Origin of the sequence: Acidicapsa dinghuensis (genome assembly GCF_025685685.1) — a bacterium.
Taxonomy (GTDB): Bacteria; Acidobacteriota; Terriglobia; order Terriglobales; family Acidobacteriaceae; genus Acidicapsa; species Acidicapsa dinghuensis.
Map to the genome: position 1 here is coordinate 741,012 of NZ_JAGSYH010000005.1, position 24,130 is coordinate 765,141.

Sequence of the window (24,130 nt, forward strand, 5' to 3'; positions counted from 1 at the left end):
TCTCTCGTCTTCAAAAAATTCGTCCAACAACAGAATAGATCGAACGTTCATTCTAGTCGATGCAAAAAATAAACACGCCACAACTCCTGGCGGGGTGCACATATCTCGAAGAGATGTGGGCACCACATTCGCGCAAAGCGCGAACCATGCTCACAAACCCGCGAGAGGGCAGGTCACCCAAAAAGGTAGGCCGGGGATTTATCCCCGGCACAAAGTCAATGACATCTTGGGGGCTTTAGCCCCTGAGGCGAGCTTTTCAACTCTTGTGCGCGGTTTAAGGGTTGGCGGACCTGGCCTATGCGAAAGCAAAAACTGCTTTGCAGGGAAGCGCATAGCCAATTCCAGATTTACCCCACCGCGATAGCCTCCCACACCGTCTCCGCCACGCGGCGTACCGTCTCTGCGGAAAATCCTTTATCCGCCTTAGCCAGGCTCTGCACCAGCCCCTGCGTCAGCGCGTCAATCGCCTCCTGCGGCAGATCCTTCAACACCCCACCCTTCTTCTTCGGCCGAAACCACCACAACACCTTCGCCGCATTCGGATCTTCCATCCACGCCGTCCCATCTCCGCAAAACGGCGAGTTGACATACTGATCCATGAATCGCACCTCACGCCGGTGCATGCGATAAAACCGGTAGCTGTTCTGCGCCAGTTGCAAAAATGCCTCGCGCGGCTTCATGTCCTGCGAATAGCCCTTCAGCAACACCTCATGCTTCACTGCCTTCACGCGCTCATACACCGCGCGAATCAGCTCATCCTTGCTCGGAAAATAGTGATAGATCACCCCCGCGCTCGCTCCCGACCGCTTCGCCAGCACAGACATCGGCGCATCGTGAAACCCCCGCTCCACGATCAGGTCCAGCATCGCCTCAAGAATCGCTTCTCGCTTGTCGCTCGTTTCCATTCGCACGTCGCCGGCAAAGTCAGCCGCGCCCGCTCCCAGCATGACAATATAGAACGATCATTCTACCAGCAGCCCGCCGCTCATTTCGTCCCGATCGGTGCCGATGCCATAGCTGTCTTTGCACGCGCGAGCTTCTCCTGTGCCCGATTCACCCGGCACACCTCCGGCACATTCGCCATCTGCTTGCGAAACACCTGATAGCTCGCCGTCCCCGGCTGCAGCGTCGACCAGTAGCTCAATCGGCTCAGCAGCGGCCTGTGCAGCACAAACAACTGGTTATCCAGAATCCTGATCCCGCACGTCAGATTGTTCTCCGGCTGCAGAATCGTCTTCTCCGGATCATGCTCTCTCAGCTTTCGATCCGCGTCCCAGTCAAAATCGCATCCATACCGGTCCGCATCCATGTACGTCAGTTGCAGCAATCCCTCGCTTCGCACCATCCGCTTGGTTACGCTGTCCACCACAGCCACTTCCGGCTCAGTATGGCGAACATTCGTAGTCGGCTTCAGCCCTGCCTCCGCGCCCGCCAGCGCCTGAAAGAAATACGCCCAGAACGCCCGCCGGTCCGCTTCGCTCAACTCCCCAAATCGCGGACAATACGGCCGTACGTCGCGCGCCGCTCTCCGCGACCACACCATCTCCTTCGGCAGAGATTTTTCGACAATCAAATCCCACGCCGGATCCCAGCTCTCCTCACCCAGCTCAACTTTTTCTTCAGCAATCGGGGTCGCCGGAGCCGGCTTAACCTTCAGCTGCGCTACAACCACCACATGCCGCTGCGGAGCCGCCGGTTTGCTGCGGCATCCTGTCAACCAGCACAGCGCGGCGCAGGCCATCAACACCTTGCTCGCGAACTCTCTCATCTCGCACCATCAGGGCATCAGATGCGAGCGGTTTTCCCCGCGAAATCCCCCAATGTGCAAGACACAACAGCAGTCCCAAATCAGAACCAAAACCTTCGCTCCCACCCCGCAAAACTGTCTAATTTGCAGCAGGTTCGCCGCCAAAGCCGTCTTCCGTCAACTACCCTCAAATCCACGAAACGATCAGCCCTCTTGTGCAACAATCCCACCATGCGTCCCCGTCTTGCCCTGCTCCTTGCATGTATCCTGCCCCTCGCATGCACCCTGTCCCTGCTCGCCGCCGGGCAGTCGCGCCAGCATTACACGCGCGCACTCCGCACCACCACCTACCACAGTGAAGAGATGAACTTCGACTTCACCTATCCCGCCACCTTCACCGCCAACCCCCGCAAAGCCTCCGACACCGACTGCGTCTCCACCCCCATCGCCGTCATGGACATGCGCACCAGCTTCAACATGATCTTTCTCAAGAGCTACGACCAATCCTGCATCAGCCCCTACGTAGTCTCCGCCGGACCCACCGCCGCCGTCTCCAAAGTCCTCCGCGACATGCTCGGCCAGTTCGGCAAGCCCGACATGAATCCCAGCTCCGGCTACCAACTCTCCGGCCACAACGCCGCCGTCGCCACCGGCTCCGCAAAAGCCCAGAACGCCAACGGACCCAACACCATCTACGGCACCGCCACCTGCATAGTCACCGGCGACAGCTACGCCTGCTTTGAATTCCTCTCCAACGACTGCGCCAACCTCACCGCTCTCTCCGCCAGCCCCATCCGCTTCACCAACAATCCCACCACCCCACTCATCCCCCGCAAGCTCACCTACCCCTGCGCCCCCTGATCGCACCAATATCTAACACGCAACACCATGCAACGTTCCACATCTCAGATTGCCGGTGAGCTAGAGTGGATCATTATGAGCAAAGACGAGAGACGCGAGCGCGCACTCAATCAGATTCGCGAAAACATTGCCCGAAATGGCCATCATATCTATGTGGTTTCCGGAGGATCATGTCCTCGTTTTGCTTACACCATAGGGCTATCGGAGCAAGTGAGCTTTGAACTCATTCTCGCAGGAGCAATCCTCTACCTGTATAAGGATGTCAATCAAATCATCAATAACATTGCAAGAGAACTGAAGCTAGTAGGTCGCTTCTCCAAAACACCTTTTGCAGTCGGCTCACAGGGAATATTCACTCTTCGCGAGACTCATTCGAGTTGGTCCTCATCGCTGTTATTAGGCGCCTTGGACTATTACCAGGTGAAGGAAATGTCAGTGGTTCAGATCGTTCCCGATAATGATCATTGGACCGTAGACATCCCCGATATGAGCGAGCCATGGAGTTCCACGACGGCGGGGGCATGGCGCTGGCTGCATGAATCCTGGACCTATGCAATTCCCGTCAACTCCGTCGCTACAACAAACATTCAAGCCCTGCGTGGCGAGCGCACAACCGAAGCTGCACGTTGGGAGGAAAACGAATGGGAGATCTTCGCTGGTGCGGGTCCAGACGTAACGGAAAACGAAATGCGCGTCGTTCCGCTGGGAACCTTGTTAGCGGCAGACAAGTCCCTCGATCCAATAGTTGATTTAGCAGTAGGAGAGGGTCTGTGGCGCGACGCAAGCTCCGACTGGCATCCCTGGCATTCCCGGAAATAACCGAAGAGCATTCCCAATAAGGGTATGCAACAATACCGGCCATGCGCCCTCTAGCCCTCATCCTCGCATTAGCCCTGCCCATCGCCGCCACCGCCCAGCAGCACCCCGACACCCCACGCAAATTAGTCCTGATCGACCAGGACGGCAGCGGCCCCGGCGGCTCCAATCAGATGTCCATGCTCCTCCTGCTCCAGTCGCCAAACATCCAAGTCCTCGGCATCACCATGGTCACCGGCAACGCCTGGCGCGATGAAGAGGCCCAGCACACCCTGCGCATGCTCGAGCTCACCCACCACACCGACATCCCCTTAAGCCTCGGCGCAGTCTTCCCGCTCATCCGCACGCAACAGGAAACAAAGCTCGAAGCCCCGCTAGTCGGCAACGTCGACTGGCTCGGAGCCTGGGGCGGCGGCCCAACGAATCTCTCCAGCACCGGCGCACCCGAACGCCTGCCCGCAGGCCAGTCCGTCATCTACCAGAAGACCCACGGCCCCTACGAAGTCCCACCCCTGCCCGAGGGCGCACCCACACTCAAACCCATTGCAGAAGACGGCATCCACTTCCTCATCCGCCAGGTCCACGCCCACCCCCACCAGGTCACCATCTTCGCCTGCGGACCCATGACCGACATCGCCCTCGCCATCCGCACCGACCCTCAATTCGCCGAGCTCACGCAGGGAATCGTCCTCATGGGCGGCAGCCTCAACCCCCAAACCAACGATCCTGAATTCACCGAAACCCCGCGCCACGAGTTCAACTTCTGGTTCGACCCCGAAGCCGCCAGCATCGTCCTCCGCGCGCCCTGGCCCCGCCCCGAGGATAAGTATCCGGGCATTGGTGTCGTCGTCACCACCGTCGATATCTCCCTAAAAGCCAGCTACACCCAGGCCATGGTCGACGCCCTCGCCAAATCCTCCTCGCCCGCCGCCCAATATCTCGCCAAATTTTCCGAAGAGCGCTATTACATGTGGGACGAGATCACCGCCGCCGCCCTCATCGATCCCACCCTCATCACCAAAGAGCGCCAGGTCTACATGGACGTAGACATCAACCACGGCCCCGAATACGGCAACACCCTGACCTGGACCGACCAGTTCCACCCGCAAACAGGCGTCCAAAAAGTCCACGCCCAGCTAGACCTCGACCTGCCCCGCTTCGAAAAACTCTTCCTCGACCTCATGACCCAATCTGCGTCGCAGTAAACAGCCGATTTTCCCAGACGCTGAGCAGACAGCCCACCCATCAGCCTCGATCCCCCATACCCTCACCGACGAAACTGTGCCCCATTCATCGCAGCTTTATCGCGATGAGTGGGCGGGACTCATCCAACTCGCGCCTCAGCCTCCCACCAACGAAACTGTGCCCCATTCATCGCAGCTTGATCGCGATGAGTGGGCGGAACTCATCCGGTTCGCACTTCAGCATCCCACCAACGAATCTGTGCCCCATTCATCGCAGCTTGATCGCGATGAGTGGGCGGAACTCATCTAAGATGCTTTCATGCCCTCCGGATTGAAACGCTTTCAGAAGGCGGAAGCGCTCCATTTCATCACCTTCAGCTGCTTCCACCGTCTTCCACTCCTCCAAGCTCCGTCCACAAAGGAAACATTTGAGACCATCCTCGAGGAAACGCGAGCCCGTCACGAGGCTCGGATTTACGCCTATGTCTTGATGCCTGAACACGTGCATCTGCTCATCAACGAACCGCCCCGGATTCTGCTCGCACAATTTCTCAAATCCCTCAAACAGATGACTTCGCGGCAATTGCGGAGGCAGGTGTCCCAGACATCGGCCTCTATGCATCCGTATTCCACGGACGCAGTTGTGCCCCATTCATCGCAGCTTCATCGCGATGAGTGGGCGGGACGCCAGTTCTGGCAGTCGCGTTACTATGACAGCAACATTCGCGGCGAAGAAGCCCATTCCAAGGTCGTTCGCTACATCCATCGCAATCCAGTAAAGAGGGGATTGGTGGCAAAACCGGAGGACTGGGCATGGTCCAGCTTTCGCCATTACGCAACTGGAGCCCGAGGTGTGGTGGAGATCGAATCGGAGTGGACAGCGAGACTGCGTCCCCCACTCATCGGGATAAAGCCGCAATGAATGGGGCACAGTCCGGTTTGTGGCTGTCACGATAGGGGACGAAGCGTCGCCGGACCACCTGCCTGTCTTCGGATCGGATGACTAGCTCTGCACATTGAAATAATTCTTGAAATTGCCTCTACGCTTGTACCTATGAGCTGGCATGCGTAATCCTCACGAAATATCTTTCGCGGGCTTGATTAGCACCACTGTCATTCATGTAACGCGTGTCGGATGTTCTGCTACAAATTTCGCATACTAATTTCGGAGAATATACTGACGAAGAAACAAACCGATACTCGATAGAGAAGGGAAGAATTATGGCATATTGGCGTATGCAGCTACACCCCGATGAGTCCCACGAGGCCGTCCGGCACACAGTAGAAAGCTTATGCGCAGGGTATATTGGCTTGGACTTTTCGTCAGGAGTACCCGACATGACCACCGTCACCCGCGACGTTCTTCCCGAGAGCGAGCGCCACTACTGGGCGTTCGCTCTCGAGATGACGGAAGGTGACCGAGTGCTATTATTCACTCATCATTTCCCCTTTGCGCTAGTAAGGGTGTCCGGCCCATACAACTACATCCATTCACGAGCTCCGGAGTTAGGTGTCTGGTTTCGACACTTCCGGAAAGTCGATGATGTTCACTACTATGGAGATTTCGTCAAGAACGCTCGCATCTGGGAAAACCTTGTCATGACAGCTACGATAACCCCGCTCCGGGACGTGAACTCCGGTTCATATCAAGTTATTGAGCGATGGCTCTCGGCTCTGAGTGAAGCACCGACTGGGGAGAGCGAATAGTAACTAATATGGAGCGCGTTGAATTTTTAGAAAGGATCCGCTTTGGCGAACCGAACATCTTGGCTCGAGAATACCTCATGTCCGACGAGGCGCATGCCTTTTCTGATATCGCGAGCTACTCACTGTTTCGGGATAAAGTTCAGTCGCTTTTTCAAGCTGTCGAACACGTTGCCGTTGTCGGCAGTGCAAACTGGCGATACAGTCTTAACCCTGAAAAAGGGCAGGTGGCCCAGTCATCGACCCCGCTGCTTCTCATCCCACCAGAGTAGTTGTGCCCCATTCATCGCAGCTTCATCGCGATGAGTGGGCGGGACTGCTTCCACCATCCTCCGGCGGGCGGCTCACAACGCCTTGAGCAGCGAAAACAACAGCGCATTCCGCGGCGTAGGAACGTTGTGCTCCCGTCCACGACGAACAATCACACCCACGCGCGCATCCGTCTCCATCTCATGGCCAGCAAGCCGATCCGCAAGCAGCGAGTTGACTGCGTCGACGGGATAATTGCGGTATTGCGCAAGCACCTGTTGCGGAAGATCCGCGTCGAGTTTTGCGCCCACAGCGCGGCCCACAGCAGCGCACTCGCTCACGACCTCAAGCGTCGATTGGCCGATAGCCTCGTCGCGATAGATGCCTGCCGGTTTACCCAAAAGCGCAGAGATAGATCCGGCAGAGTTAATGCACAGCTTGCGCCACGCAGCGGAGACGAAATCCGTAGTCAAAGTGATCTGCGCCGCAGAGCCATGGAACAACCCAGCAAGAGCGCGCCCCGGCCCGTCATCCTGAATAAAGAGTTCAGCAGCACCGCGCTGGCGGACGCTATCAGGCGCACGCCGTTCCGCAGGACAATCAATAATGACAGGCACAATCTGTTCCGCCGGGACATAAGGAGCAAAGCGCTCTCGGTGCTCCACCCCGTTCTGGAAGACAGCCACCGGCGCACCTTGTATGCATAGTTGCTGAAGCCACGCGCCCGCTCCCGCAGCATCGTAAGCCTTGGTAGCCACCATCACCCAATCAACAGGCCCCGCCTGTGCCGGATCGGTGTAGTTAGTGCATGTAAGGTTGACGTCGCCCTCAGGAGTTTCCACGTCCAGCTTCGGGAGCGGCCGTCGCGTGCACAGTACCAGCTCATGCTGCCCGGTTGAATGGATCAATGCGGCTATCACCGCTCCAATTGCCCCTACCCCCACCACCGCAATGCGCGCCATGCGATCCATTATTTCAAGAAAAGTCAGGGGCCACGCGCAGGACACACTCCGATTCGTCTCACAACCCTACATCCAGCAGGGAGTTAAGAATTAAACAACCGGATCGGAGTGATTTCGGGACGGAGGGTGCTTTAGGTCTTCGTCTTCAATCGTCTTTGCAGCAATTCGCTGGAGCAATTGCCTCTTGAGTGTCTCCAACGCTGAATCGCTTGGGCTCAGTACCATATCCTCTTCCAGGTGCTGAATCGTAAGACGGAGAGCATTGACCACCTGTACATTTGTTGCCAGAACACACCTCGTTATGTTCGATGGCAAACATAGGGATCGCGTTGTAAACGGTAACGCTATTTTCGCGGAGCGCAGGATTTCCGGCCATTCCTCTTCAGTGTCGACAGTGAATCGATCGACTTTGCGCATAAATTTCCCTCAAACAGGCACAATAGAAACAGCCAGCTCTGCATTCCACCGGTCCTGTTATCGAATCGGTAAATAAAGCTGTATCCATCTGTTGGCAAGAAAATAAATACTCCCCCTCCCCCTCTGATTTTCCGTTTCTTCGCCTCCGTCGTCAGCAGCTCCCGCAGCCAGCGGCGGCCATAGCCATAAGCCTCAAACCTCCGCTACACTTCTGCCTCAGGAGTGTACGCGTGAAGAAACTTCTCTATCCCATCCTGGCCGCTGCCCTCGTCCTCACTGGTTCCAGCATCGCCCGGTCACAAGATCAAGGCCAGCCGTCGCAGCCCCAGCCCGCAGGAGCCGAGCCGCAAGCCCAGTCTTCCCCTGACGCCGCCAAGCCCGACGTCCGCATCAACGGCAAGTGGCACTTCGTCTTCGACACCGAAGGCGGCGACCGCGAATTCGAAGCCGAATTCACCGTCGATCCCGACGGCAACGTCACCGGCACCTTCGGACCCAGTGCCGTCAAAGGCACCTTCAAAGACGGCCACCTCAGCCTGCTCTTCGAGACCACCTCGGAGGAGGCCAACGAAACCGCCCCGCTCCACATCGACGGCAAATTCGACGACAAAACCACCAGTCTTACCGGCACATGGCAGTTCTCCTCCTACGACGGAGCCTTCAAAGCCACTCACCCGGACACGGCCCAACCCACGCAATAAGCACCAACCACGTCGTTTTTCTTTCAGAAGTTCCACAAATTCGGGTGCCACACTCCGGGGTCCCCAGTGACAGGTCTTCGTCGCTGGGGTGGAGGTCTCGCTTCTAGGACCTGGGAACCACAAATCTGCACTCGCTTTTCCTTCTGTCATTTCCAAAGGGAATCTACTGTCAGCGAGCGCAAAGCACGAGCCGTCCTTTCACACTTACACTTCACACTCACATCCCAAAACCAGCTACCATAGAGCCTCAGAACGATCCAACAGCGGCGCGGGAGAGGGAAGTGAGACTCTGGTTCTCATCAAGCGGTGAAGTCCCTATCTACCGACAGCTAGTCACCCAGATTTCGCTCGCCATCCTCAGCGGCGATCTCAAGCCCGGCGACCGCCTCCCCAGCACCCGCGAACTAGCCCGCCGCTTCGGCATCCATCCCAACACCATCAGCGCCGGCTACCGTGAGCTGGAGCGCGAAGGCTTCACCGAAACCCGCCACGGCAGCGGCGTCTACGTCAGCCCTAACGCCGACACGCCCACTACACCTGAGCAGATCCTCGACCAGCACATCGCCGCCTTCTTCCGCGCCGTCCGCGAGCTCAACCTCTCCGCTACGATGATCCGCGAGCGTGTCTCCCGCTGGATCGCCTCACCCCCGCCCGACCACTTTCTCCTCATCGACCCCGACGCCGACCTCCGAGAAATCCTCCTCACGGAAATCCGTCAGCTGACCCAGCTCCCCGCCAGCGGAGGCACCGTCGAAGACTGTGCCAGTCCCGACGTCGTAGAACGCGCCATCCCTCTCTGCCGCCCCAGCAAGACAAAGCTCGTCCGCGCGGCTCTGCCCATGGGAACGGAATTAGTCACACTCCAGATCCGCTCCGCCCATCGCTGGCTCGACCCCTGGCTCCCTGAAATCAAAGGCGAGCTCATGGGCGTGGTCTCCCACTGGCCCGAGTTCCTCACCATCGCGCGCACCATGCTGATCGCCGCCGGGCTAAGCCCTGAATCGCTAATCTTCCGCGACCCCCGCCGCCCTCGCTGGTCCCGCGGCCTCGACCAGACCAGCGCCATCCTCTGCGACGCCTACACCGCCGCCACCCGCGCTCTGCCCAAAGGCCCCCGCATTATCATCTTTCCGCTCCTCGCCGACTCAGCCCGCGAAGAGCTAGCCCGCTTCTCCCAACCTCCCGTCGTCCCTTAATAAGTCGTCTGAAACAGCGAATGCCGATCCAAAGCGGTCTTAACAGTTGTGTCAATTCTATTTCTTCGCTATATATGAATAAATGGTGCGACGAAACTATCTCGGTGAGATGGAATTGATGGTCCTTCTGGCGGTAGTGCGGCTGGGCGATGACGCCTATGGCGTTCCAATCTCCAAAGAGTTGCTGCTCATTGCGCAGAGAGAAGTTAGCGTGGGCAGCATATACGCCGCCCTCGAAAGGCTTGAGAGCAAAGGGTTCGTTTCTTCATCGTTGGGTGAGCCGACGCCCGAGCGCGGAGGACGCGCGAAGCGATATTTTCATGTAACTCGAACCGGCGTTCGGACACTGGAGCAAACGCGCGAATCGCTCACACGATTGTGGAGTGACGTACCCGCACTGAAAGGAAAAAGCGCATGACTTCCAAAAAATCGAATCCGCCAGAATTTGCTCTTTGGTGGCTCCGTCACATGTGTCCAGGTCAGCACAACGAAGTCTTAACGGGAGATCTCATCGAAAGATTTCGAGAGGGAGCAACGCGCGGCTGGTTCTGGAAGCAGACATTGATCGCCTCCATCACAGGTGCAGCTAGTGAACTTCGACGCCGCTGGGCATTCTTCTGTTATGCGATCATCGGCTCTGCCGCAATGTGCCTTATGCCCAGGTATGCGCCTATAAAGATGTCTATTTGGCTGCACTGGAGTGAACTTCCCTGGCCCTTGAGCCAATTTGTATTTGAAGGGGCTGCTCCGGTTGTCGTTACATTAGTGGCGTTATCCGTCTTAGCCGCGGGCCTCTTGATTGAGCATTCGTTCCGATGGACCTATATCTTTCGAACCTGGATCATCAACATTGCGCTGCTCACGGTTAGCCACTATTCAATAGACTTGTTTCCCCGTTTGCTTCGGCCTATTCCGGGGGACCCCTACGTCAAAGTCCTTATCATTCCGCAAGCCGTACAAGTCTTGTTCCTGGTCTCTACGTTTCTCGTTGCGGCGTGGCTGGGCTGTCCGATGAAGCCGAGCGCCAGCAAAGTCCGACAGACAGGACACAAAACCTCGTAGCCTCATACTGCCTACTCCGAAAATGGGCTCAACACGAGAGGCCACTCGCACATCTCCCCACGGCCCGCGTATTATCGTCTTTCCCTGCTAGCCGACTCAGCCCGCGAAGAGCTTGCCCGCTTCTCGCAGCCACCGGTCGTTCTGTAACCAGCAGTCTTGTGACACTCACGAAACTGTCTGGAGCCCCCATTTTTGCGGCCAGAGGGATAGCTACTCTTCCTCCATCGGGATTACCCGGAGGTCATGATGAACGCAGCCGCAACCACTACCGTTCCCCCGCAGACGCAATCAACCCCCGCCGACTCCATCCGCAATCGCAGCGGCTTCTGGTCACTCATCGCCACCCAGTTCCAGGGCGCGTTCAGTGACAACATCCTCCGCAACCTGCTGCTCTCCATCATCGTCGGCATGGGCCTCGGCAGCGGCCAGCGTGAAACCTTCATCTCCATCGTCACCTTCATCTTCTCCGTGCCATTCCTGCTCTTCAGCATGACCGGCGGCTGGCTCGCCGACCGCTTCAGCAAGCGCCAGGTCACTATCTGGACCAAGGTCATGGAGATCGCCTCCATGCTCCTCGCCGCCGCAGGGCTCGCCTCGCATCACCTCAGCCTTTCGCTCGTGGCTCTCACCCTGGTGGCAACGCAGGCCGCGCTCTTCGGGCCCTCCAAATACGGCCTGCTCCCCGAGCTTCTCCCCGAAAAATCACTCTCCTGGGGCAACGGCGTCATCGAGCTCGGCACCTTCCTCGCCATCATCCTAGGCACCGTCACCGGCGCATGGATGGCCGAGCAGTTCCACGGCCACGAAATCTACGCTGGCTACGCACTGCTCGCGCTCTCGCTCGCTGGCCTCGCCACCAGCCTCGGCATCGACAAGGTCCCACCCGCCGCACCCGAGAAGAGATTCAACTTCAACCTCTTCGGCGATCTCTGGTCGCAGATCGCGCTCATGCGCCGCGACCGGGCACTCTTCCTCGCCGTCCTCGGCAACACCTACTTCTGGTTCCTCGGATCTCTGCTCTTCTCCACTATCGTTGTCTACGGACCAGACGTGCTCCACGTCGGCCAAACCAAGACCGGCTACCTCAACGCAACCCTCGCCATCGGCATCGGTATCGGCAGCATGGCCGCCGGTTGGATCAGTGATCACAAAATCGAGTACGGCCTCATCCCCCTCGGCTCCATCGGCATGACCGTTATCGGCTTCATACTCGGCCTTACTCACCAGCAGATGCTCGGCTCCGCAGTGCTCCTCGCGCTCCTGGGATTCTTCGCCGGATTCTTCGCCGTCCCTGTCAACGCCCTCATCCAGCATCGTCCAGCTGACAAAGACAAAGGCGGCATCATCGCCGCCTCCAACCTGCTCTCTTTCGTCGGAATCGCCATCTCCTCCGGCGTCTACTTCGTCTTCACCAAATTCATCCACTTCGATCCGAAGCAGGTCATCGTCGCCGCATCGGTCATCACCGCCATCAGCACCATCTACGTCCTCTATCTGCTGCCGGAGTGGTTCGCCCGCCTCATCCTCTTCTTCGTGACCCACACGCTCTATCGCGTCAAGGTTGTTGGCCGCGACAACTTCCCTCAGAAGACCGGCGCGCTCATCGTCTGCAACCACATGTCCTTCGTAGACGCCGCCCTGCTCACCGCCGCAACCGACCGCCCCATCCGCTTCGTCATGTACGAGGGCATCTACAATCATCCATTCATCAAGCCCTTCGCCCGCATTCTCAAGTGCATCCCCATCTCCAGTGAACAGCACCCCCGGGACATGATCCGCTCTCTTCGCGTCGCCGCCGAAGCACTCGAGCAGGACGAGATCGTCTGCATCTTCGCCGAGGGCCAGATCACCCGTACCGGCCAGCTTCTCCCCTTCCGCCGTGGCCTCGAACGCATCATGAAAGGTGTCACCCGCCCCATTCTCCCCGTCAACCTCGACGGCGTATGGGGCAGCATCTTCAGCTTCGAGCGCGGCCGCTTCCTCTGGAAGATGCCCCGCCACCTTCGCTATCCCGTCACCGTCAGCTTCGGCCAGCCACTCGCGCCCACCACGCCCGCCACCGAAGTCCGCGCCGCTGTCCAGGAACTCCAGGCCAACGCCTTCTCGAGCCGCAAGCAACACATGCGCACCCTCGATCGCGCCTTCGTCCAGACCGCACGCCGCTATCCCTTCCGCTTCATGATGGCCGACCCCAAAACCGAGAAGCTCTCCTTCATCTCCGCCCTCACCAAGACCCTCTACATCGCCCGCCGCCTGCGCGGCCAGATCGGCAATGAGCCCATGGTCGGTCTCCTCCTCCCACCCTCCGTCGGAGGAGCGCTCACCAACTACGCCCTCATGCTCCTCGGCCGCGTCCCCGTCAACCTCAACTACACCTCATCCGGCGAAGTCATCGCCTCCTGCGCCGCCCAGTGCAACATCGACACCGTCATCACCTCCAAAGCATTCGTCGAGCGCTTCCCCACACTCGCCATCCCCGGCCGCACCCTCTTCCTCGAAGACGCACTAGCCAAACCCCGCCTCACCGAAAAGCTCACAGCCCTCGCCCTCACCTGGCTCATGCCCGCCGCCCTCATGCGCCGCGCCCTCGGAGCAATCAAACCGCAGCCCCAAACCGAACCCCAAACCACAACCGAGGGTGCCCCATTCATTCCGCGCACCGGGGTCCCCAGCGACGGGTCTTCGTCGTTGGGGTGGTCGGGGAATGAGTGGGATACCACAGAAGCACGAAGCACCAAGCCAGCACTCACGCAGACTCTCAAGCCACAGGCTGTCGATCAACTCGCGACCGTAATCTTCTCCTCCGGCAGCACCGGCGACCCCAAAGGCGTCATGCTCAGCCACTTCAACCTCATGGCCAACATCCGCCAGGTCTGCCAGGTCTTCATGCTCGATGGCCGCGACAAGATCCTCGGCATCCTGCCCTTCTTCCACTCCTTCGGCTACATGGCCGGCCTCTGGCTTCCCGCCGTCCATGGCACCGGAGTCGTCTTCCACGCCAACCCGCTCGACGCGCAGGTCGTCGGAGACCTCGTCCACCGCTATCGCGTCACCTTCCTCGTCGCCACGCCCACCTTCATGCAGGCCTACATGCGCCGCTGCACACCCGAGCAGTTCGGCTCGCTCCAGTACGTCCTCGTCGGAGCAGAAAAACTCCAGGAGCGCGTCGCCCTCGCCTTTGAAGACACCTTCGGCATCCGCCCACTCGAGGGCTACGGCTGCACCGAGTGCTCACCCGTCGTCGCCGTCAATGGACGCGACTTCCGCGCCCCCGGCTTCCGTCAGGTCGCCGGCAAGCGCGGACGCATCGGCCACCCGCTCCCCGGCGTCTCCGTCCGCATCGTCGACATCGACACCGGCGCACCCGTCGCCGCCGGAGCCAGCGGCATGCTCCTCGTCAAAGGCCCCAACGTAATGCAGGGCTACCTCAGCCGCCCCGAAAAAACCGCCGAAGTCCTCCACGATGGCTGGTACACCACCGGCGACATCGCCACCATGGAAGAAGACGGCTTCCTCACCATCACCGACCGCCTCTCGCGCTTCAGCAAAATCGGCGGCGAAATGGTCCCCCACATCCGCGTCGAAGAAAAACTGCATGAGTTAGCCGAAGCCGCCCAAATCGACATCACAGCCCAGGCCTTCGCCGTAACCTCCCTGCCCGATGAAAAGAAAGGCGAGCGTCTGGCCGTCCTGACCACACTCAAACCCGAGCCACTCGCAGCCGTTCTAAGCAAGTTAGCCCAAAGCGACCTGCCCACCCTCTGGAAACCCAAGAGCAATCAGTTCTTCCAGGTCGAAGCGTTACCAATGCTAGGCACCGGCAAAATGGACCTGCGCGGTGTGAAAAACCGCGCCACAGAGCTAGCTAACACCATCTGACCGATCGAAGCTCAAATTGATAGCAACCAGCCTCAGTAGCTGCAGCCTTAGCGTTCTACTAACGGTGGGTTAGATTGGCGCCGCCGCCGACAGTCAAGCGGCAGCGCCAAGATCAATTCCGTACTTCTGTTGCATAGAAGCGATGCATGTGTGAAGCAATGTAGGGAAGACAATCCTCAACAGCGAAGTGTCCTGCGCTTAAGCGATGATTGCTGGTCTACTATCGCGAAGCGGCACCGGAGATCTACGACGCGATCACACTACTTTGCCAAAAAGCAAAGTTCTCACCCCGCATCGTAGACACACCTCGATCGTGGCAGTCACTCCTCACGATGGTCGAGGCGGAAGAAGGTATTGCGCTCATTCCACATTGCGTGCAGTATCTTCGATCAAACGACATCGTCTTTCGCCGGCTCCGCGAAAGCGCATGCCATGTAGATGCTCTCATTGTGTGGCGCTCAAAGGGGCTCACTCGCGTACAGCAGAGCTTCCTGGATCTCATCCGGTCCAGAAGAACGGAGTTCCAAAAGCACATAAATAAAACGTGAGCAGCATGTCATCCGCAAAGTTGCGGTTTGCTATGCATCCATACCCTAAACATCTCAACCCTCACACTTGAAAAGGAGCACTGCTTTGTTCAATTCCATCTCGATCCAAAGAGCAGCACTAGCGCTGTTGATCTTTAGCACCGCGTTTGCGCAAGCACAGGATAAGGCCCACGATCTAGTGAAGGGGCCACCGCCCATCCACAAAGAACACCATTACAGCGAATACGAGAAACTGATTTTGAAGAATGTTTCGACATTTCACCGTAACTTTAATAACCGTGAGTTCGGCAAGAATGGAGATCTGGTGGTTGAGAATCTTCACGTCAATTCGAACGGCGCAGAACTGAATGGGCGCGATGCTTTCGTACAGCGAATCGCACGATTTGTCGGCCCTTTCCCGGATGTGAAGATCACGGATCTGATCACTGTTGTAGATGGGAACACTGCTGCTGTTCGGTTTGTTATCACAGGTACTCAAAAGGGCGACCTTGAAATGGGTGGTACGGTGATCAAAGCCACAAACAAATCAATTCATGTGGACGGTTCGGAGTTTTTCACCTTCGATGAGAACGGGAAGTTGACCGATCTCGTGACTGTCGAAAATATGGCTCAATTGATTACGCAGCTTAAATAACCATAGGACGAGTTATCATTCCCGCTTCAACATTGGTGGCGGGTGGGCAGGCGGCCCACCCCTTACCTTTCCGTTTTTTTGAAGCTACCAAAACTGTTTAGATCCGAACAGACGAATCTCTCGCCTATCCCCTACAATTCGCCGCACTTGAGCTTTCGCCCACACTCAGGCAGAAGGTAACTCTCATGATGAGCCAATTGCAGTTCACTCCTTCGTTGCAGCCCATCTTGACCCTAAGAAAGGCAGCCTCTCTCATAGACGTAACAGCATTGCTCCTCGTTGCCGCTATCGCCGTCCATGCACAAACCGGCGAAACCCCAGCCGACACCCCACCAACCTATTCCGTCCTCTATACCTTCACCGGCGGTGCAGACGGATATGCGCCCATCGGAGCAAATCCGCTAGCGATTGATCGAGAAGGGAATGTCTATGGCACCACTGAAGCTGGCGGTAACTTTGTTGAGACTTGCTTGCCCTCTGGCATCTGCGAACCCGTCGGCGGCGCTTTTTGCCCCCTAGGTTGCGGAACCGTCTTTAAAGTCAACCGTGAAGGTAGAGAATCGGTCGAATACGCATTCACCGGAGTGGCAGGTGAACAGTATCCTCAAAGCAATGTGATTCGCGACGAAGAGGGCAATCTCTACGGCAATATAACGAACGTCATCTACAAGATCCGTCCGTCTGGCCGCGAAACTGATCTCTACCAATTCACAGGCAACGGCGATGGTGGTCCTCCGTCTGGAGCTCTCATCAGCGATCGCGAAGGCAATCTATATGGTGTCAGTTCTACCGGTGGCCAGAACGAGTGCCCCTACTACAACCCCTCGACCTGCGGAGTAGTCTTCAAGATCGATCCGCGCGGCCATGAAACTGTCCTCTACGCCTTTACTGGCGGCGCCGACGGCGGTAGTCCGCAGGGAGAATTGGTCCGCGATGAGGAGGGTAATCTTTATGGCACTACATTGTACGGCGGCGCACTCAATAGTCTGGCGTGCTTCAGCAACATCCGTGGTGGGAATGGCGCGCTGCCTATTGGTTGCGGAGTGATCTTCAAAGTCGATCGCGCCGGCAAAGAGACCGTTCTTCATCAATTCGACGCGTATGTTGACGGATATGATCCCACTGGCCTGACGCGTGATCGGGATGGCACGCTCTACGGCACAACCTTTTTTGGGGGCAGTCCGGATCAAACTGCCCAAGGACTATCGGGCTACGGAATCGTCTACAAATTAGACAAAAGTGGAAAGTATACGATACTCCACAATTTCACCGGCAAAGCTGACGGAGGATCGCCCCTCGGGCCACCATTGCCCATCGGAAAGGATCTCTACGGTACCGCATCCGCCGGTGGGAAACTCGATGACGATCCCAACGGAGGCAGCGCTCCTTTCTTCGGCAGATCCGGCGTAATCTACAAGCTCGACCAATCCGGTAAAGAGACCGTTCTCTATACCTTCCAGGGTGAGGCCGACGGAGCGGCCCCCGAGTCCGAACTCACTCAAGACGAAGACGGAAATCTATATGGGACCGCCTTCTACGGAGGCAGCTTCGAAGGAGAGAGCTGTGAATCTAGTGGCTGCGGTGTCGTATACAAACTGACGCTTCACAACAAATGCGACGACGACCGCCATCACGACGGCTGGTCTGATCCATTTTCAAATCACGACGACCACGAAAAATAATCAAGGAACAACAATAAGGGCCTCATATCTACGCGCGTCCCTTGCGCGGAGATATGAGGCCCCTTTCGTGCGCAGCGCGAACCCTTCCCGTACACTTCATACTCCACATCTCACACTCGCATTACACAGAGTTACTCCGCAAAGGTGCATAATCAGGGCAGACAATCATTCGCATATCCGATCCGAACGGAAGCTATCCCGCCCAACATGCTCAGGCGGGCGAAGAGATCGACTGCAATGGCGACAGGAAATCAGACAGGGAATCAATCGGCATTACTCGGGCTACTCCGCTTCGCACTCATCGCGCTGACCGCACTCACCGGCCTCGGCACCATCTTCGTCGGAGTCATAACCGCCTTTCAAGCCTGGCAGGAGCACGCCCAGCAGCATTGGCCCACAGCAACCGCCTATGTGGAGAAATGCGCCATGGTTCACGCAAGCGCAGGCCGGCGGCTGGCGCTCCATATCCGCTGCCGCCTGCACGTTGACCTGGGCACAGAACAGCCCGTCGCTTACCTCTATTCCATGAACGTGCCACCGCCGGAAGTCAGGCAATCGCCGCCCAACCAGATCGCTCCGTTCATCGACTGGGTCAACCGCCATCCGGCGGGCACTTCAATCGAAGTGCGCTACAACCCCAGCCGTCACACCTCGGTCGTTCCGGTCACAGACCCCATCCCGCGCACAGGCCCGCACACTCCCGACAACCTGAAGCTGCTCGCAGCCACCTCCATCAGCTTTGTCGTCCTGCTAATACTGCTCCGCGCCACATGGCCTCGATCGGTTCAACTTAGAAAGCCTTAGAACTTACCGGGTGCCCCATATCTACGCGCGTCCTCTGTGCGGAGATGTCTAAATGCTGCCAATGGACACTATGAATCGAAAATGGACAGTGCGGCACAGAATCCAGAGCCGTCGCCCTCCTGTTATCTGCTAACTACAAAAGAGGTTGCATTCAACGCGCTGACTGGAACGTCGCGTGCACGTTATAGCCAGGCAGGAGGATGTCGAATGCAAGACTTCCGGAAAAATCTCTTCTGCACAGTCTGTAACGTTGGTCGCGTCGCACTGCTTATAGGCATAGCGTCTATTTGCTCCCTGGCACCCTCGGCCAACGCCCAAATCGCACCAGACTTTCCCAATCCAACCGCGGCGCCGAATCCGCTGACGACGACGCAATCCCTTTTCCGCAGCAACATGCAGGTCAAGATCATGAACGCCGCCGAGGCGATGCCAGAGTCAAAGTACAGCTACCGGCCAACGAAAGACGTTCGGTCGTATGGCGAGCTCCTGACTCACATCGCGGATATCTCCTACTATTTGTGCGCCAATATGAAGGGTGTAGCAGTCCCCGGAACGGCTGTCGCAAAGGGCACAAAAGCCGAGATTATGGCTTACGTCAAAAGCTCGTTCTCCTATTGCGATGACGCGTTCTCCGGGTTCACCGATGCGCATCTCAATGACCCAGCCGACTTCTGGGGCTTCAAGACGAACAAGATGTTCATCCTGACGCAAGTCGGAAATCATGACGCCTTGCATTACGGCAATCTCGTCACGTACCTGCGCCTCAATGACGGCGTACCGTCCGGGGGCTGGTGGTGACGCTGGTTCTGAGAGCACAGCAGCGCGTCTTCTTTCAACATCGGGAACACATCTGAATCGGGAGCACATCCGGGCCATCGTCATAGACAGGCCAACGTTGCAGATGTTTCCCGGTGCAAGAGACGCGCCGCGCCCAAACATAAAACTCATAGACGACTCCCACACCACTCGTGTATGACTGGAGCGCTACCTCCACTAGGCCCCAATCTCACCCAAATCACAAAAGGAGATCTCCATGGACGAGTACATGGGAGTTATCAAGCTGTTTGCCTTCAACTACGCCCCGCAGAACTGGATGCCCTGTAACGGCCAGACTCTTCCCATCGCCCAGTATCAGGCGCTCTTCTCCCTGCTCGGCACCATGTATGGCGGCAACGGGCAGACAGACTTCGCTCTGCCCAAACTCGACGCCAGCTCAATCCACGAAGGCCTCCAATACTGCATCTGCTATCAGGGCATCTATCCATCCCGCCAATAAGCAGCCAGCCACTGCCGCAACAAAGCAGACCAGAGATCCAATTTCCGCAAAGGCCGCGCCAATCAACCTCCACAGCGCGCAGTGAACCGTAGACTGTTCGCTGTGCGCTGTCCACCCGCGTCAGCCCTCACAGAAACCTGATCCTTGCAGGCTGGTCCCTGATCCCTGTTCTCTGGTCCCTGGATTTCAGCTCACTCCCTCGGTTAACGGCACTACCTCGCGCGCCGCCAGCGCAATATAAAGCCCCGACCCCAGAATCAATACCCCACCGGCAATCACATACAAACCTGGCTTGTCATGCCACACGAGGTAAGAAACCAGCGTCCCGGTGATCAACTGCGTGTAGTGATACTGCGAAACATTCGCCGCCGAAGTATGCTTCACCGCAATGTAAAAGCACAGCGTCCCCAGCGCGCAAAATGCGCCCATCGCAAACAGCCCCAGCGTCAGCAGCCCATTCACTGGCTCCGCATGCCAGAACCCCATCCACAACAAACCCACAACACAAGTCACCAAGCCAGAAAAGAAAGCCAGGCTTTCCGGCTTCTCCGTCCGCGTCAATACGCGTGACCAAACCATGTTCGTCGAGAAGCACGCCACGCACACGCCGCAAGCCGCATAGCCAATCCAGTCACCCTCGCGCGCACTACTCCATGGATGTACGGCGACCACCACTCCGGCAAATCCCGCCACAATCGCCGCAGCCCGCTTCCATCCCAGCCCCTCACGCAGAAACACAGCCGACAGCAGCGAAATCACCATTGGCGCGGTAAACACCAGAATGTAGAAAAGCGTCAGCGTCAGATGCCGCAACGCGATCACCACGCACACGTTGTTGCCCATATCAAGCCCTGCACGCAGCACCTGCAAACTGAGCCGATGCGGCCGCAGTGATGAAGTCTGCCTGCGCACCACGGCATACATTCCCAGAAACAGCGCCATGAACAGGCCCAGGAACGCCACCATCTCATACGCCGGCAGCCCCGACTGCCCCACCAGCTTGATCGAGCTATCCGCCAGCACCCAGAAGGTGAACCCCGCCAGCGCAAACCCAATCGCCCTCAGATCCGAAATCCCTGCTCCCCGCCCATCCATCACTCTTCCAACGTACATGACGTATTTGGCGCGTCGAGTCAAAGTCTGCAGTCATAGAAATCTTCAGTTTTCAGATTGCCTGCACATTCCTGTTGTTTTCCAAAATGTATTGTGGCATATTCATGTTGGAAACCAAGAGGTGCTTCGCAATGCCTGAAAAGTCCGATGTCCCGCAGGGAACCCTGGCTCTGATGGTCCTCAAAACGCTTGATCTGCTTGGACCTCTCCATGGCTACGGCATTGCACGCCGCATCGAACAAATCAGCGGCGATCTTCTTGCCGTCAATCAGGGCACCTTGTACCCCCTTCTGCTCAAACTGGAGCATGAAGGCGCCATCGCTTCCGATTGGGGTGCTTCGGAGAACAATCGCCGCGCGCGCTTCTACCGTCTCACCAAAGCAGGGCGCAAACAATTGCAGGCCGAAACCGGTGATTGGGAGCGAACCGCCGCCATCATTGCACGATTTTTCGCCGCCAAAGCGGAGGATCTCTCATGAAAGCCCTGCGACGTTTTTTCGCCCGTCTTTCCAACCTCGCATCCGGCAACCGCACGGATCGACGCCTGCTCGAAGAGATGGAAGAGCATCTCGCGCGACAAACAGCGGACAATGTTCGCGACGGCATGTCTGCTGTCGAAGCACGCCGCCAGGCCGTGCTCAAGTTCGGCGCGGCCGCGACGATCCGCGAAAACTACCATGCCGAGCTGAACCTGCCCTTCTTCGAGACCCTGTCGCAGGATCTTCGTTACGCGGTTCGCATGCTTTTGCGATCCCCCGGATTCTCTCTCATTGCCATCGCCACCATGGCGCTGGGCATTGGAGCCACAACCGCCATCTACAGTGTGATCGACGCCACACTGCTGCACCCTTTGCCGTATCCAAGGCCTGCAGAGTTGGTGCGCATTGAAGACGACCTTCCCGGTGTAGACGCGCAAGACGTCGGCATCTCCGTCCCTGAGTGGAGAGACCTGCAGAGCTCCGGGATATTTCAGTCCGTGTCGATCTCCGGTCACGGAGCAAACGTGAACCTGACCGGCAGTGCGCAGCCCGAGCGTCTCAGCTACAAGCATGTCACGGCGAATTACTTCGCGGTCTTCGGTGTCGACGCGCAATTCGGCCGCACATTCGATCCGCACGACACCACGCCGGGCTTCAATCTGGAGGCTGTAATCAGCAACGGGCTCTGGAGAAGGGAGTTCGGAGCCGACCCGGACATCATCGGCAAAGCTCTGCTTCTGGACAATGACCTTTATCACGTCGTGGGCGTCATGCCGAACGGTTTTCGAGATCTGGGCTCAACCAACGAAGAGGGGAATACGGAGATCTGGTTGGCGGCTGGCATGGCCGGTCTGCCGTTTCCACCCCCGTTGCGCGGTACACGCCTGCAAGATCGAGTGGTCGCGCGCTTGAAGCCCGGTCTCTCGATTGCGACTGCGCAAAGGCACCTCGATGTGCTGGTTCACTCGCTGAAAAAACAGTATCCCGCCGAGTATCCGGTGCAGGCCGCATGGACCGTGCGACTAAGTCCGCTCAGCGAAACGGTGGTCGGCAGTGTTCGCCAATCCCTCATCCTGCTGCTCAGCGCGGTAGGTCTGGTCCTGCTGATCAGTTGCGTTAACGTCGCGAATCTCCTGCTCGCCAGGGCCAGCGGGAGAGGCCGCGAGATCGCGGTTCGACAGGCTCTGGGAGCGCAAAGAACACGCCTCGTCCGCCAGCTTCTGACGGAGATTCTGCTTCTCTTCCTGCTTGGCGGAATCGCCGGTTTTACCATTCTCTTCTGCACCCAGCGATTCCTGCTGCGGCTTGTTCCGGAGAGCCTGCCGCACCTCAGCGACATCGCGATTGGCTGGGGCGTGCTGGTATTTGCCGTGGCCGTCTCCGTCGCAGCCGGAACGATCTTCGGGCTTGCTCCCGCCTGGCTGATGAGCGGTGTTGATTTGATCGGTACGCTTCGGCAGGAAGGACGCGGCTCCAAGGGCTCTCCAGGACGCTCGCGCACACGCCAGATTTTGGTCGTCAGCGAGTTGGCGCTCTCCCTTGTGCTTATGGTTGCCGCAAGCCTTCTGCTGCGCAGTTTCTGGGACTTATACAAGGCGGACCCCGGTTTCAATCCCGACCGCGTTGTGGCCATTCAGACCTGGCTGCCGGGACCGAACGATCCCAGCGCAGATATCTATCGAACCGCGACCCAGGAATCTGTCTTGCTGCGCGAGATTCTTCGCCGCAGCCGAAGCCTGCCGGGCGTGGAAGAAGCGGCAATCGGCGACGTGCCATCACTGCCCCTGGGCCACAGCCAACCCAGTTTGCAGCCATTGATCCGTGAAGGCGTCGAGACAATGGACAATCAGGCTCCTGTGATCGATAGCCCCATCGTTTCGCCCGAATACTTCCACATGTTAGGCATGCCGCTGTTGCGTGGACGCCTTTTCAGCGACCATGACGTCGAGGATACGCCCGAGGTTGCGGTAATCAATCAGGCCGCGGCTCGCATGTACTGGCCAAATCAAGATCCGCTTGGCAAACGCGTTCGTTTGCACCTGGATGACCGCGAGTTGTTGAACTCTGCCACACCGGCCTGGACCACGATCGTTGGCGTGATTGCGGATGCTCGCACGGAATCGCTGGCCGACGCGGCAATTCCGCAGATCTACCGCAGCTTGTATCAGCACCCCGACAAAAGCGTGGCCGTCTTTCTTCGCGGGCAACTCGATCCGAGCGCGATTCTCGGACAGGAGCGAAACCAGATTCAATCCATCGATCCGCAACTTCCCGTCTTCCACGCAGAGACGCTGGATGAGATGCTCTCCAGCTCACTTTCCGTCAGGCGGTTCTCGATGGAGATGGTAGCTTTTTTTGCGGCAACGGCTTTGTTGTTAGCCGGCCTTGGAATCTACGGAACCATCTCCTATGTGGTGAATGAACAAAGACGTGAGATAGCCATTCGCCTGGCGCTGGGAGCGGAAAAGGGCGACATTCTCCGAATGGTTCTGCGTCGAGGACTCGGTCTGACCGCTGCCGGCGCAGGGTTGGGTGTGGCCAGCGCGCTCATCGTCTCGCACCTCATGGCTGGACTGCTCTACGGCGTGTCACCAAACGATCTTTCCACCTTCGCCGGCGTCACCCTTGTACTTAGCTTTGTAGCGCTTGCGGCCTGCTATATTCCCGCACGCCGCGCCATGCGGGTCGATCCCATCGTTGCGTTGCGCGAAGCCTGAACTCTTCACTCATGCGCGGCAGCCAATAACGCTCGGTTCGCCGTTGCAATTGGCGGAAGATCAATCACCACTCGAACCACCAGTTGGGTCGCTTTGATC

24 protein-coding genes are annotated in these 24,130 nt (G+C 57.9%); 20 read left to right on the forward strand and 4 right to left on the reverse strand.

The genetic code is table 11. From position 1 onward, the window contains the following. Nucleotides 1-347: 347 nt before the first annotated feature. Entirely contained in the window at nucleotides 348-947 is a 600-nt protein-coding gene (locus OHL22_RS17875; protein ID WP_263340333.1) for a TetR/AcrR family transcriptional regulator, read from the reverse strand. Nucleotides 948-985: 38 nt separating this feature from the next. Then, complete coding sequence (locus tag OHL22_RS17880; RefSeq protein ID WP_263340335.1) at nucleotides 986-1,768, reverse strand: hypothetical protein; 783 nt, start codon at nucleotides 1,766-1,768, stop codon at nucleotides 986-988. 210 nt (nucleotides 1,769-1,978) lie between these two features. Here OHL22_RS17880 and OHL22_RS17885 point away from each other — a divergent pair, with 210 nt between their 5' ends. The 7 genes from OHL22_RS17885 to OHL22_RS17915 all read left to right on the forward strand — a co-directional run bounded on the left by OHL22_RS17885 (nucleotide 1,979) and on the right by OHL22_RS17915 (nucleotide 6,584). Next, nucleotides 1,979-2,608 (forward strand): hypothetical protein, encoded by a 630-nt coding sequence (locus OHL22_RS17885; protein ID WP_263340339.1) that lies wholly within the window; start codon nucleotides 1,979-1,981, stop codon nucleotides 2,606-2,608. Nucleotides 2,609-2,683: 75 nt separating this feature from the next. Then, the gene (locus OHL22_RS17890) at nucleotides 2,684-3,427 is read left to right on the forward strand and encodes a DUF4262 domain-containing protein (RefSeq protein WP_263340341.1); all 744 of its coding nucleotides are present in this window, start codon (nucleotides 2,684-2,686) and stop codon (nucleotides 3,425-3,427) included. A gap of 41 nt (nucleotides 3,428-3,468) precedes the next feature. Then, complete coding sequence (locus tag OHL22_RS17895) at nucleotides 3,469-4,629, forward strand: nucleoside hydrolase (RefSeq protein ID WP_263340343.1); 1,161 nt, start codon at nucleotides 3,469-3,471, stop codon at nucleotides 4,627-4,629. 76 nt (nucleotides 4,630-4,705) lie between these two features. Further along, entirely contained in the window at nucleotides 4,706-4,918 is a 213-nt protein-coding gene (locus OHL22_RS17900) for a hypothetical protein (protein ID WP_263340345.1), read from the forward strand. A gap of 9 nt (nucleotides 4,919-4,927) precedes the next feature. After that, on the forward strand, nucleotides 4,928-5,530 hold the full coding sequence (locus OHL22_RS17905; protein WP_263340347.1) for an REP-associated tyrosine transposase: 603 nt from the start codon (nucleotides 4,928-4,930) through the stop codon (nucleotides 5,528-5,530). 416 nt (nucleotides 5,531-5,946) lie between these two features. Next, the gene (locus tag OHL22_RS17910; protein ID WP_263340350.1) at nucleotides 5,947-6,315 is read left to right on the forward strand and encodes a hypothetical protein; all 369 of its coding nucleotides are present in this window, start codon (nucleotides 5,947-5,949) and stop codon (nucleotides 6,313-6,315) included. 8 nt (nucleotides 6,316-6,323) lie between these two features. After that, nucleotides 6,324-6,584: a hypothetical protein gene (locus OHL22_RS17915; protein WP_263340353.1), complete on the forward strand. Its 261-nt coding sequence runs from the start codon at nucleotides 6,324-6,326 to the stop codon at nucleotides 6,582-6,584. A 72-nt stretch (nucleotides 6,585-6,656) separates the two neighbouring features. Here OHL22_RS17915 and OHL22_RS17920 read toward each other — a convergent pair whose 3' ends face one another. Then, nucleotides 6,657-7,523 (reverse strand): 2-dehydropantoate 2-reductase, encoded by an 867-nt coding sequence (locus OHL22_RS17920; protein ID WP_263340356.1) that lies wholly within the window; start codon nucleotides 7,521-7,523, stop codon nucleotides 6,657-6,659. Nucleotides 7,524-8,170: 647 nt separating this feature from the next. Between OHL22_RS17920 and OHL22_RS17925 the strand changes: the two genes are divergently transcribed. The 11 genes from OHL22_RS17925 (at nucleotide 8,171) to OHL22_RS17970 (ending at nucleotide 19,722) form a co-directional block, all read left to right on the forward strand. After that, a complete protein-coding gene (locus OHL22_RS17925; RefSeq protein WP_263340359.1) occupies nucleotides 8,171-8,641 on the forward strand; it encodes a hypothetical protein in 471 nt (156 codons plus the stop codon). Nucleotides 8,642-8,922: 281 nt separating this feature from the next. Next, nucleotides 8,923-9,837, forward strand: a complete 915-nt coding sequence (locus OHL22_RS17930; protein ID WP_263340361.1) for a GntR family transcriptional regulator — start codon at nucleotides 8,923-8,925, stop codon at nucleotides 9,835-9,837. 82 nt (nucleotides 9,838-9,919) lie between these two features. After that, on the forward strand, nucleotides 9,920-10,255 hold the full coding sequence (locus OHL22_RS17935) for a PadR family transcriptional regulator (protein ID WP_263340363.1): 336 nt from the start codon (nucleotides 9,920-9,922) through the stop codon (nucleotides 10,253-10,255). Continuing rightward, nucleotides 10,252-10,899, forward strand: coding sequence for a hypothetical protein (locus OHL22_RS17940; RefSeq protein ID WP_263340365.1), 648 nt, complete (start codon nucleotides 10,252-10,254; stop codon nucleotides 10,897-10,899). The genes OHL22_RS17935 and OHL22_RS17940 overlap by 4 nt, the downstream gene beginning before the upstream one ends. Before the next feature lie 246 nt (nucleotides 10,900-11,145). Continuing rightward, on the forward strand, nucleotides 11,146-14,778 hold the full coding sequence (locus tag OHL22_RS17945; protein WP_263340368.1) for an MFS transporter: 3,633 nt from the start codon (nucleotides 11,146-11,148) through the stop codon (nucleotides 14,776-14,778). A 209-nt stretch (nucleotides 14,779-14,987) separates the two neighbouring features. Then, complete coding sequence (locus tag OHL22_RS25125; protein WP_377819680.1) at nucleotides 14,988-15,326, forward strand: LysR substrate-binding domain-containing protein; 339 nt, start codon at nucleotides 14,988-14,990, stop codon at nucleotides 15,324-15,326. A gap of 85 nt (nucleotides 15,327-15,411) precedes the next feature. Next, nucleotides 15,412-15,960 carry an ester cyclase gene (locus OHL22_RS17950; protein ID WP_263340371.1) on the forward strand — a complete coding sequence of 183 codons (549 nt, stop codon included), beginning with the start codon at nucleotides 15,412-15,414 and terminating at the stop codon, nucleotides 15,958-15,960. 185 nt (nucleotides 15,961-16,145) lie between these two features. Next, complete coding sequence (locus tag OHL22_RS17955; RefSeq protein ID WP_263340374.1) at nucleotides 16,146-17,642, forward strand: choice-of-anchor tandem repeat GloVer-containing protein; 1,497 nt, start codon at nucleotides 16,146-16,148, stop codon at nucleotides 17,640-17,642. Nucleotides 17,643-17,879: 237 nt separating this feature from the next. Further along, nucleotides 17,880-18,446, forward strand: coding sequence for a DUF3592 domain-containing protein (locus tag OHL22_RS17960; RefSeq protein WP_263340379.1), 567 nt, complete (start codon nucleotides 17,880-17,882; stop codon nucleotides 18,444-18,446). 207 nt (nucleotides 18,447-18,653) lie between these two features. Beyond that, the gene (locus OHL22_RS17965; protein WP_263340381.1) at nucleotides 18,654-19,244 is read left to right on the forward strand and encodes a DinB family protein; all 591 of its coding nucleotides are present in this window, start codon (nucleotides 18,654-18,656) and stop codon (nucleotides 19,242-19,244) included. A 235-nt stretch (nucleotides 19,245-19,479) separates the two neighbouring features. After that, a complete protein-coding gene (locus tag OHL22_RS17970; RefSeq protein ID WP_263340384.1) occupies nucleotides 19,480-19,722 on the forward strand; it encodes a phage tail protein in 243 nt (80 codons plus the stop codon). 186 nt (nucleotides 19,723-19,908) lie between these two features. On the opposite strand, the gene OHL22_RS17975 is transcribed toward OHL22_RS17970, so the two are convergent. After that, nucleotides 19,909-20,835 carry a DMT family transporter gene (locus tag OHL22_RS17975; protein WP_263340386.1) on the reverse strand — a complete coding sequence of 309 codons (927 nt, stop codon included), beginning with the start codon at nucleotides 20,833-20,835 and terminating at the stop codon, nucleotides 19,909-19,911. A 131-nt stretch (nucleotides 20,836-20,966) separates the two neighbouring features. Between OHL22_RS17975 and OHL22_RS17980 the strand changes: the two genes are divergently transcribed. Both OHL22_RS17980 and OHL22_RS17985 read left to right on the forward strand, forming a co-directional pair. Then, a complete protein-coding gene (locus tag OHL22_RS17980) occupies nucleotides 20,967-21,314 on the forward strand; it encodes a PadR family transcriptional regulator (protein WP_263340388.1) in 348 nt (115 codons plus the stop codon). After that, nucleotides 21,311-24,031: an ABC transporter permease gene (locus tag OHL22_RS17985; RefSeq protein WP_263340390.1), complete on the forward strand. Its 2,721-nt coding sequence runs from the start codon at nucleotides 21,311-21,313 to the stop codon at nucleotides 24,029-24,031. Before OHL22_RS17980 ends, OHL22_RS17985 begins: the two co-directional genes overlap by 4 nt. Nucleotides 24,032-24,130 lie beyond the last annotated feature (99 nt).

Coding starts and splice junctions, on each gene's coding strand:
- OHL22_RS17985 (WP_263340390.1), top strand. CDS start 21,311: ATGAAAGCCCTGCGACGTTTTTTCGCCCGTCTTTCCAACCTCGCATCC.
- OHL22_RS17940 (WP_263340365.1), top strand. CDS start 10,252: ATGACTTCCAAAAAATCGAATCCGCCAGAATTTGCTCTTTGGTGGCTC.
- OHL22_RS17885 (WP_263340339.1), top strand. CDS start 1,979: ATGCGTCCCCGTCTTGCCCTGCTCCTTGCATGTATCCTGCCCCTCGCA.
- OHL22_RS17970 (WP_263340384.1), top strand. CDS start 19,480: ATGGACGAGTACATGGGAGTTATCAAGCTGTTTGCCTTCAACTACGCC.
- OHL22_RS17910 (WP_263340350.1), top strand. CDS start 5,947: ATGACCACCGTCACCCGCGACGTTCTTCCCGAGAGCGAGCGCCACTAC.
- OHL22_RS17905 (WP_263340347.1), top strand. CDS start 4,928: ATGCCCTCCGGATTGAAACGCTTTCAGAAGGCGGAAGCGCTCCATTTC.
- OHL22_RS17955 (WP_263340374.1), top strand. CDS start 16,146: ATGATGAGCCAATTGCAGTTCACTCCTTCGTTGCAGCCCATCTTGACC.
- OHL22_RS17965 (WP_263340381.1), top strand. CDS start 18,654: ATGCAAGACTTCCGGAAAAATCTCTTCTGCACAGTCTGTAACGTTGGT.
- OHL22_RS17880 (WP_263340335.1), bottom strand. CDS start 1,768: ATGAGAGAGTTCGCGAGCAAGGTGTTGATGGCCTGCGCCGCGCTGTGC.
- OHL22_RS17975 (WP_263340386.1), bottom strand. CDS start 20,835: ATGTACGTTGGAAGAGTGATGGATGGGCGGGGAGCAGGGATTTCGGAT.
- OHL22_RS17935 (WP_263340363.1), top strand. CDS start 9,920: ATGGTGCGACGAAACTATCTCGGTGAGATGGAATTGATGGTCCTTCTG.
- OHL22_RS17960 (WP_263340379.1), top strand. CDS start 17,880: ATGGCGACAGGAAATCAGACAGGGAATCAATCGGCATTACTCGGGCTA.
- OHL22_RS17945 (WP_263340368.1), top strand. CDS start 11,146: ATGAACGCAGCCGCAACCACTACCGTTCCCCCGCAGACGCAATCAACC.
- OHL22_RS17875 (WP_263340333.1), bottom strand. CDS start 947: ATGCTGGGAGCGGGCGCGGCTGACTTTGCCGGCGACGTGCGAATGGAA.
- OHL22_RS17920 (WP_263340356.1), bottom strand. CDS start 7,523: ATGGCGCGCATTGCGGTGGTGGGGGTAGGGGCAATTGGAGCGGTGATA.
- OHL22_RS17895 (WP_263340343.1), top strand. CDS start 3,469: ATGCGCCCTCTAGCCCTCATCCTCGCATTAGCCCTGCCCATCGCCGCC.
- OHL22_RS17915 (WP_263340353.1), top strand. CDS start 6,324: ATGGAGCGCGTTGAATTTTTAGAAAGGATCCGCTTTGGCGAACCGAAC.
- OHL22_RS17890 (WP_263340341.1), top strand. CDS start 2,684: ATGAGCAAAGACGAGAGACGCGAGCGCGCACTCAATCAGATTCGCGAA.
- OHL22_RS17980 (WP_263340388.1), top strand. CDS start 20,967: ATGCCTGAAAAGTCCGATGTCCCGCAGGGAACCCTGGCTCTGATGGTC.